This window comes from Plantactinospora sp. A48, from assembly GCF_055793945.1.
Genome location: NZ_JBTIXF010000005.1, coordinates 159,623 through 168,063, shown reverse-complemented (window position 1 = coordinate 168,063; position 8,441 = coordinate 159,623). Strand labels below are relative to the sequence as shown.

9 protein-coding genes are annotated in these 8,441 nt (G+C 70.3%); 3 read left to right on the top strand and 6 right to left on the bottom strand.

All coding sequences use genetic code 11. The features are described 5' to 3' along the window. Positions 1 to 61 precede the first annotated feature (61 nt). From qcrB to ctaE, 4 genes are all read right to left on the bottom strand, one after another. A complete protein-coding gene (gene qcrB, locus ACXN5W_RS05070; protein ID WP_473156955.1) occupies positions 62 to 1,705 on the bottom strand; it encodes a cytochrome bc1 complex cytochrome b subunit in 1,644 nt (547 codons plus the stop codon). After that, positions 1,702 to 2,772, bottom strand: a complete 1,071-nt coding sequence (qcrA, locus tag ACXN5W_RS05065; protein WP_473156954.1) for a cytochrome bc1 complex Rieske iron-sulfur subunit — start codon at positions 2,770 to 2,772, stop codon at positions 1,702 to 1,704. The genes qcrB and qcrA overlap by 4 nt, the downstream gene beginning before the upstream one ends. Further along, the gene (gene qcrC / locus ACXN5W_RS05060; protein ID WP_473156953.1) at positions 2,769 to 3,764 is read right to left on the bottom strand and encodes a cytochrome bc1 complex diheme cytochrome c subunit; all 996 of its coding nucleotides are present in this window, start codon (positions 3,762 to 3,764) and stop codon (positions 2,769 to 2,771) included. The genes qcrA and qcrC overlap by 4 nt, the downstream gene beginning before the upstream one ends. Before the next feature lie 76 nt (positions 3,765 to 3,840). After that, positions 3,841 to 4,440 (bottom strand): aa3-type cytochrome oxidase subunit III, encoded by a 600-nt coding sequence (gene ctaE / locus ACXN5W_RS05055; RefSeq protein WP_473156952.1) that lies wholly within the window; start codon positions 4,438 to 4,440, stop codon positions 3,841 to 3,843. A 229-nt stretch (positions 4,441 to 4,669) separates the two neighbouring features. Between ctaE and ACXN5W_RS05050 the strand changes: the two genes are divergently transcribed. From ACXN5W_RS05050 to ACXN5W_RS05040, 3 genes are all read left to right on the top strand, one after another. After that, entirely contained in the window at positions 4,670 to 5,080 is a 411-nt protein-coding gene (locus tag ACXN5W_RS05050; RefSeq protein WP_473156951.1) for a hypothetical protein, read from the top strand. A 68-nt stretch (positions 5,081 to 5,148) separates the two neighbouring features. Then, on the top strand, positions 5,149 to 6,207 hold the full coding sequence (gene trpD, locus ACXN5W_RS05045; RefSeq protein WP_473156950.1) for an anthranilate phosphoribosyltransferase: 1,059 nt from the start codon (positions 5,149 to 5,151) through the stop codon (positions 6,205 to 6,207). A gap of 127 nt (positions 6,208 to 6,334) precedes the next feature. Continuing rightward, positions 6,335 to 6,577, top strand: coding sequence for a hypothetical protein (locus tag ACXN5W_RS05040; protein WP_473156949.1), 243 nt, complete (start codon positions 6,335 to 6,337; stop codon positions 6,575 to 6,577). 384 nt (positions 6,578 to 6,961) lie between these two features. Here ACXN5W_RS05040 and ACXN5W_RS05035 read toward each other — a convergent pair whose 3' ends face one another. Both ACXN5W_RS05035 and ctaC read right to left on the bottom strand, forming a co-directional pair. Then, complete coding sequence (locus ACXN5W_RS05035; RefSeq protein WP_473156948.1) at positions 6,962 to 7,390, bottom strand: cytochrome c oxidase subunit 4; 429 nt, start codon at positions 7,388 to 7,390, stop codon at positions 6,962 to 6,964. Between the two features lie 10 nt (positions 7,391 to 7,400). Continuing rightward, positions 7,401 to 8,345 (bottom strand): aa3-type cytochrome oxidase subunit II, encoded by a 945-nt coding sequence (ctaC, locus tag ACXN5W_RS05030; protein ID WP_473156947.1) that lies wholly within the window; start codon positions 8,343 to 8,345, stop codon positions 7,401 to 7,403. Between the last annotated feature and the right edge of the window lie 96 nt (positions 8,346 to 8,441).

Sequence of the window (8,441 nt, the reverse complement as noted above, 5' to 3'; positions counted from 1 at the left end):
ATGTGGCGCCCGCCGGGTTGGCGGGCGCCAAGTGGTGGGGCGTTTCGTTGGGCGTGTCCGGTCAGTCGGTGCCGTGCTGGCGGCTGCCGATCTCCTGCCGCTCGGGACGGGCGCTGACCGGCGGGTGGCCGGGCGACACCGGCGCTTCGGCTGGTTCCTCGATCGGATAGAAGAAGCCCCGGATGGCCGGTCCGAGCGCTCCGAGCCGGTTCATCTTCTTCGGCACGACCCAACCGGCGTACGGCAGCGCGGCGTGACCGTCGTGCCCGTCAGCACCGTGCGGCACGTCGGCGAGCGGCTGGTGGACCTCGTAGAACCGCCCGTCGGGCTGCCGGCGGATGATGCCGGTCTCCACGCCGTGCGCGAGCACCTCCCGGTCGTGCTGCTGGAGGCCCAGGCAGATCCGGTACGTCACGTAGTACGCCAGCGGCGGCACCAGCAGCAGGCCGATGCGACCCGCCCAGGTCATCGCGTTCAGGCTGATCTGGAACTTGTCCGCGATCACGTCGTTGCCACCGGAGAGCGTCAGCACGATGTAGAAGGCCACCGCCATCGCGCCCAGCGCCGTCCGACCCGGGTTGTCCCGGGGCCGTTCCAGCAGGTTGTGGATGCGGTAGTCCTTCGACCGCCGCGCCTCGATGAACGGGTAGAACAGCGGCAGCATCGTCAGGATGCCCGGCAGGACCACGGTGGGCCAGAAGATCGGCGGGATGACGTACCCGTCGCCGATCGGGATGTTGATCTGCCAGGCGGGCATGAGTCGGGTCGACCCGTCCAGGAACATGACGTACCAGTCGGGCTGGCTGGCCGCGGAGACGACCGCCGGCTCGTACGGGCCGAAAAGCCAGATCGGGTTTATCTGGAACACACCGCCGAGCAGGGCGATGACCCCGAAGACGATCATGAAGAAGCCGCCCTGCTTGATGGCGTACCGCGGGAACATCCGCTCGCCGACGACGTTCTCGTTGGTTCGACCGGGGCCGGGCCACTGGGTGTGCTTCTGCTTGAAGATCAGCCCGAGGTGGACGCTGATCAGCGCCACCAGCAGGCCCGGAATCAGCAGCACGTGCGCGATGAAGAACCGGCTGATGATGATCGTGCCGGGGAACTCACCGCCGAAGATCGACGAGCTGACCCAGGATCCGATGACCGGGATGGACAGGATGATCGCCGAGGCGATCCGCAGCCCGGTCCCGGAGAGGGCGTCGTCCGGCAGCGAGTAGCCGGTGAAGCCGGCCAGGAAGCCGATCCAGAACAGCAGGACGCCGATGATCCAGTTGGCCTCACGCGGTTTGCGGAACGCGCCGGTGAAGAAGACCCGCAGCATGTGCACGACGATCGACGCCATGAACAGCAGGGCCGCCCAGTGGTGCATCTGGCGCATGATCAGGCCACCGCGCACGTCGAACGAGAGGTTCAGGCTCGACGCGTAAGCGGAGGACATGGTGGTGCCCTGCAACGGCCGGTAGCTGCCGTTGTAGACCACCTCGGTCATCGCCGGCTCGAAGAAGAACGTCAGGTAGACGCCCGTCAGCAGCAGCACGATGAACGAGAACAGCGCGATCTCACCGAGCAGGAACGACCAGTGGTCGGGGAAGACCTTGTTGAGCAGGCCCCGCAACGGGGTGGCCACCTGGAACCGCTCGTCGACCCCGGCGGCGGTCTTGGCCGGTATCGCCCTCAGGTCCGTCTTTCGGCGCTTCACGGCCGCTCCCAGAAGTCCGGCCCGATGGTCTCGGTGTAATCCGACTTTGCCACGAAGAAGCCCTCGTCATCCACCCCGAGGGGCAGCTGGGGCAGCGCACGGCTGGCCGGCCCGAACACGGGCTTGGCGTTGTCGATGAGCAGGAACTGCGACTGGTGGCACGGGCAGAGCAACCGGTTGGTCTGCTGCTCGTACAGGCTGGCGGGGCAGCCGGCGTGGGTGCAGATCTTCGAGTACGCGACGTAGTTGCCGTACATGTAGTCCTGCTTGCCCGCGCGCTCGTTGGCCGTGCGGGCCGTCTGCGCGGCGTCGGGGCGCAGGTGGATGAGCAGCGTGGGCGAGTCACCGTACTTGTTGGTGTGCCCCTCCGGGATGCCGGGGAAGACCGTCATCTGCCCGCCGGTGCTGACGTCCTCGGGACGGATCGGCGTGCCGTCCTCCCGGGTGAGCCGGATCGGCTTGCCGTCCCGCGGCGCCCAGCCGGTGGTGAACATCTGGTTGTTCTTGTGCGGGTTCTGGATCAGCCCGCCGACCAGCGGTGCCGCCGCGACCAGACCGACCGGGGCCAGGCCGGCCAGCACCGACAGGCCGAGCAGCGGCCGCCGGCGTACGCCCAGCTCGTCGGCCAGGTAGAGCATGGTCTCCCCGGTGAGCTTCCGATCATCGTCGGACGACGGCCCGGTGTGCCGGTCCTGGATCGAGATCTCCTTGGGCAGCAGCTTCTTGCCCCAGGCGAGCACGCCGAAGCCGACGAGCAGCAGGGCCAGCCCCAGGGTGACACCGAGCAGCGGCGTGAAGAACCGCGAGGCGTCCTTGTCGAACTTCCACGGCCACCAGATGTAGACCACCAGGAAGGCGGTGGCCAGCAGGCCGACCAGCAGGAACATCCCGGCCAGGGTGCGGGTCAGCCGGCGTTCCTGCTTGGTGCCCGGCACCGGGAACTGGGGTTCGTAGTGGACGATCTCGATGTCGTCCCGGCGGGCCCCCTCCCGGACGATGTCGAACCGGGACAGCGCCGGGTCGTTGATGTCCACCCGATCCGCCCCCTCCTGCTCCTTGGCGCTCATGACTTCCCCGCAATCCACAGGGCGGCGAACACCAGGGCCACGATCCCGACCAGGAAGATCGCCAGGCCCTCGGTCACCGGCCCGTACCGGCCGAGGTTGAAGCCACCCTGGTCGGTGTGCTGATTCTTGAGAGTGTCCTGCACGTACGCGATCAGGTCGGCCTTCTGGTCCGGCCGGAGCTGGTTGTCGCCGAAGACCGGCATGTTCTGCGGGCCGGTCAGCATCGCCGCGTAGATCTGCCGGTCGCTGGCCGGACGCAGGCTCGGGGCGAACTTGCCCGAGGAGAGCGCGCCGCCGCCTCCGCCGAAGGCGTGGCAGGACGAGCAGTTGATCCGGAACAGCCGGCCGCCCTCGGCGACGTCGGCGCCCTCGGTGATGTTCCGGTCCGGCACCTGCGGACCGCCGCCGAGTTCCTGGATGTACTGGCCGAGCTGGCGGACCTGGTCGTCGTTGAAGACCGGCGGCTTGCGCTGCGCCTGGGCCTCCTGCCGACCCATCGGCATCCGGCCGCTACCCACCTGGAACTCGACCGCCGCGGAGCCGACGCCGACCAGGCTGGGGCCGCGACCCTCGACGCCCTGCGCGTTGGCACCGTGACAGGAGACGCAGCTCACGTCGTAGAGCGCCTTGCCGTCGGCTGCGGCCATGCTCAGCTGCGCGTTGTCCTCGGCACTGGCCTGCAGGCCCGGGGCGAACACGGAGTACGCACCGCCGGCCAGGGTGAGCGCGGCGAGCAGTCGGACCGCGGCTCCCAACCGCCGGCGGCCCCTGCCGGGGCGCAGCCGGCGCCGGGGGTTGGCGGAGGCGAGCACCGGCTCCGCCCCCCTGCCGGGGCGCAGCCGGCGCCGGGGGTTGGCGGAGGCGAGCACTGGCTCAGCTCCCCTGCTGCGCGGCGCGGACGGCCCGCGACGCAGCCGCGCGAGCAGACCGCGCGATCCCGTGCGGTCCGGGCGGCCGGCGCCGGATCGCGCGTCGGGGGTGTCAGATGTCATGGCCTGTGTCCTTAACGGTTTCTCGACCTTGTTTTCTCAAGACGGAGCGTCGGCGCGGAACGTGACGTCGCCAAGATCACTGCAACCAGTAGATCATCCCGTACAGCGCGATCCACACCACGTCGACGAAGTGCCAGTAGTAGGACACGACGATCGCCGAGGTGGCCTGCGCGGGGGTGAACCGGCCCATGGTGGTACGGATCATGAAGATGATGAACGCCACAAGGCCGCCGGTCACGTGCAGCCCGTGGAACCCGGTGGTCAGGTAGAACATCGACCCGTAACCGTCACCGTTGATCTTGACGCCCTCTTCGACCAGGTGGCGGTACTCGTTGACCTGACCGAGCACGAAGATCAGGCCCATCACGAACGTGACGGCGAACCAGCGCCGCAACGCGAAGACGTCGCCCCGCTCCGCCGCGAACACGCCGAGCTGACACGTCACCGACGACGCCACCAGGATGAACGTGAAGACGCTCGCGTACGGCACCTTCAGGACCTCGGTGTGCGTCGCCCACTGGTCCGGCGCCGCCGCCCGGATGGAGAAGTACATCGCGAAAAGCGCCGCGAAGAACATCAACTCGCTGGAGAGCCACACGATCGTCCCGACGCTGACCATGTTGGGACGCGTCAGGGAGTGGATCCGGCTCTTGTCAATCGCTGGGGCCGCAGTCACGCGGTCATTATTGCCCCCGACCCCCGTCGGCCATCGGCGGGGTGGCCAACTTCGTCCCGGAACGGGTCACCGATATGGTCCGGAAGGCCAGCCCAAGGCCCCACCCGGGCCGGGTCGCCACCGTACCCGGGCCGGGCCACCGCCGGGCGCCGATCGGCGGTGTCGGGGCCCCCCGAGGCGCCGGGAACTTACCGGTACGATCAGCGGGCAGCTACGAGGTGGGAGCCCGATGAGCGATCGTCTTTACACCGTCCTGCTCTACAGCGACGACCAGGCCGTCCGCGACCGGATGCGCCTGGCCGTGGGCACCCGGCCCGCCGCCGACCTGTCGGTCGAGTTCGTCGAGGCCAGCGAGTACAACGAGTGTGTCCGGCTGGTCGACGAGTACGAGATCGATCTGATGCTGCTCGACGGCGAGGCCAATCCCGGCGGCGGTCTCGGCATCGCCCGGCAGATCAAGGACGACCGGCCGGACGCCCCACCCACCTGCCTGGTCATCGCGCGGGCCGCCGATCGCTGGCTCGCCGCGTACGCACGGGTCGACGCCACCCTCGTCCACCCGCTCGACCCGGTGGCCACCGGCCAGACCGTGGCCGCCCTGTTGCGGGACCGCGCCGCCGGCGCGGCGCCGGTCCGCTAGCCGGAGCGGGTACGGCACCGGGTCGGTCCACCGGCCCGGTATCCAACCGTCGGATCGGGAGGCTCGCCGTGGGCGATCGAACCTGGCCCAACCTGCTGGCCGCGCTGCTGCGCGGTGAGCATCTCGCCACCGCCGACACGGCGTGGGCGATGCAGGAGATCATGACCGGGTCCGCCACACCCGTGCAGATGGCCGGCTTCGCCGTCGCGCTGCGGGCGAAGGGTGAGACGCCCGCCGAGGTGACCGGCCTGGCCGAGGCCCAGCTGAGCCAGGCCCTGCTGGTGGACCTGCCCGAGGCGGTACGCGCCGAGTCGGTGGACGTGGTCGGCACCGGCGGCGACCGCGCGCACACCGTGAACATCTCCACGATGACCGCCATCGTGCTGGCCGGCACGGGCGTCCGGGTGGTGAAGCACGGCAACCGGGCCGCCTCCTCGCTCTGCGGCACGGCCGACCTGCTCGAACACTTCGGCATTCCGCTGGATCTGGGCCCCGAGGGCGTCCGGCGGTGCATCCTGGAGGCCGGTATCGGCTTCTGCTTCGCCGCCCGGTTCCACCCGGGGATGCGGCACGCGTCGGTGACCCGACGGGAACTCGGGGTGCCGAGCTTCTTCAACTTCCTCGGCCCGCTCACCAACCCGGGCCGGCCCCGGGCCGGCGCGGTCGGCTGCTTCGACGCCCGGATGGCCGGTGTGCTGGCCGCGGTCTTCGCCGAGCGCGGCGACTCGGTGCTGGTGATGCGCGGCGAGGACGGTCTGGACGAGTTCACCACCACCAGCCCGACCCGGCTCTGGCTGGCCCGGGACGGCCAGGTCACCGAGACCGTGCTGGACGCGGCCGACCTCGGCCTGCCCCGCAGCTCCCCCGCCGACCTGCGGGGCGGGGATCCGGCGTTCAACGCCGACGTGGCACGCCGGCTGCTGGCCGGGGAACGCGGTCCGGTCCGGGACGCGGTCCTGGTCAACTGCGCCGCCGCCCTGGCCGCCGCGTCGGGCCTGACCGGTGACCTCGCCACGACGATTCGCGCCAACCTGGACCGGGCCGCCGCAGCCATCGACTCGGGAGCGGCGGCCGAGGTGCTGCCCCGGTGGATCGAAGTGGCCAACGCGGCCCGCAGCGCCGACTGACCGCCACATCCCGCGCCCCACGCCAGGCCGCCCGGCCCGGGAACTCTGGGCGCCCGGACCGGGAAACTGTCGGTGCGGCGTGGAAACTACAGGGAGGTAGTTTCACGCCGGTCAGGAGGAGACACCCGTGTCGAGCCGAGAGCTGCCCTGCGACGTCTGCGACGACCTGATGCTCTTCGAGGCGCCGCCGTGCCCCGACGGGCACGGGATCGACTGCCCCGAGCTGAGCTGCGTCGGCTGCGGCACGGCCGTCCTGATCGGTCCCGGGCCCCTGACGGCCGTCGGCGCCCGGTCGGGCCGGGCCGCCGGCGCCGGGCGTCGCCCGCCGCGCCGGCCCGTCCGGCCCGCAGCCCGCCGCCACGCGGCCTGACCAAACCGGCCACCGCGCGCTCTGACCAGCCCAGGAGCGCCGGGCCGGACCACCGCGTACGGGGGCTGAGGAACCGGCCGCCGCACAGGGGGCCTGAGGAACCGGCCCGCCGCGCACGGAGGCCTGAGGAACCGGCCGCCACGGGGCTCGCGGGACGGGTCGGCCGCGACGGGCCAGGTCACCGGGCGCGGCCCTGACGAGCGACATGAGAACGAGGGCCGGTGACGGGATGTCACCGGCCCTCGGCCGTTGGTACGTCGTGGAACCGGTACGTCGTCGACCGCGTCCGGCGTTGGCCGGTCCACGGCGACGCCGGACGCGGTCCGTCGACGTGGGCCGGGTCGGACCCGGGTCGGTGGAGATGGACCCGGTCCTGCCCCAGGATCAGTGCTCGGCGGTGCGCCGGGTACCGGTGTAGTACTCGAAGATCAGGCCACAGGCGCCGAAGACGACCGCCACCAGCCCGACGCCGAGCAGCCAGAGCTGCCAGAACACCAGGCCCAGACCGGCGACCGTGGCGGCCAGCGCGAGCCCGAACGGCCAGTAGCTGCCCGGGCTGAAGAAACCGACCTCGCCCGCGCCATCGGCGATCTCACCGTCCGCCCGGTCCTCCGGGCGCAGGTCGATCCGGCGGGAGACGAACCAGAAGAAGCCCCCGAGCATCGCCGTCAGCAGGAACGACAGCAGCAGGGCCACCGAGCCCACCCACTCGACGTGACCACCGGGCTGGCCGGCCGTCCACGCGGCGTACAGGGCGGTCGCCACGAGCAGGAAGCCAGCGACGACGCTGAAGATGCGCCACTCGGTCCTCATTCCGGTCCCCTCAGTTGCCCGCGCCGGCGGCGGCGGCCTGGTTGAAGTTGGTGGCGTTCCGCTTGGTGTCGAAGGGCTTGGTCCGCTCGGCGTACGGTTCCTCGCCGATCTGCGACAGCGCCTCCTGGGTCGACTTGCCAGCCTTCTTGGCCGCCATGAACTGGTCGAACTTCTCCGGCGAGACGGCCCGCAACTCGAAGTTCATCATCGAGTGGTACGTGCCGCACAGCTCGGCGCAGCGTCCCACGTACGCGCCCTCGGCGGTGATGCTCTCCACCTCGAAGACGTTACGGATGGTGCCGGGGAAGACGTCCCGCTTGAACAGCAGCTCCGGCACCCAGAACGAGTGGATCACGTCCCGGCTGGTCTCCTCGAACCGGATGGCCCGGCCGGTGGGCAGGACCAGGATGGGGATCACGTCGGAGGTGCCCAGCGTCGAAGCGACGGTCTTGGCCTCCGGACCCTCGCCGTCCCGGTAGTTGAACTGCCAGTTCCACTTGAACGCCACGACCTCGACCACGACGTCCGGGTTCCGGTTCAGCTTGTCGACGTTCGTCTGCACGATCGCGGTGTAGTAGAACAGCACGCAGACCACGAGGATCGGCGCGATCGTGTAGAGGAACTCCATCGGCATGTTGTAGCGGGTCTGCGCCGGCAGTTCGTCGCCGCGCTTCCGGTAGCGGATGACGCACCAGAAGATCAGGCCCCACACGAACACGCCGACCACCAGGGCGGCGATGACCGAGCCGATCCACAGGTCGTACATCCGGTTGGCCTGCGGGGTGACGCCGTTCTGCGGCCAGCCGAAGCCGTCGAAGGTCTTGCCGACGTCGCAGCCGGTCAGCACGGTCAGCAGCAGCGCGGACCCGAGACCGAGCCCGACGACGCGGCGCACGCCCCGCGCCTGAGCACGTCCACCGGCCCGGGGCCGTTGCTTCGAATCCCAAGCGTGCACCTGGTCCTGCCTCCCTTACGCACCGCCGGTGGTGCGGCGATCGCTGCCCACACCGGCGGCAAAGGCCTCACCGACGGTCGCAGATTACTCGACCTT

What these genes read in the sequence shown, in the direction of transcription:
- qcrA (WP_473156954.1), bottom strand. Translation starts at nt 2,772, where the DNA reads ATGAGCGCCAAGGAGCAGGAGGGGGCGGATCGGGTGGACATCAACGAC.
- qcrC (WP_473156953.1), bottom strand. Translation starts at nt 3,764, where the DNA reads ATGACATCTGACACCCCCGACGCGCGATCCGGCGCCGGCCGCCCGGAC.
- ACXN5W_RS05035 (WP_473156948.1), bottom strand. Translation starts at nt 7,390, where the DNA reads ATGAGGACCGAGTGGCGCATCTTCAGCGTCGTCGCTGGCTTCCTGCTC.
- ACXN5W_RS05050 (WP_473156951.1), top strand. Translation starts at nt 4,670, where the DNA reads ATGAGCGATCGTCTTTACACCGTCCTGCTCTACAGCGACGACCAGGCC.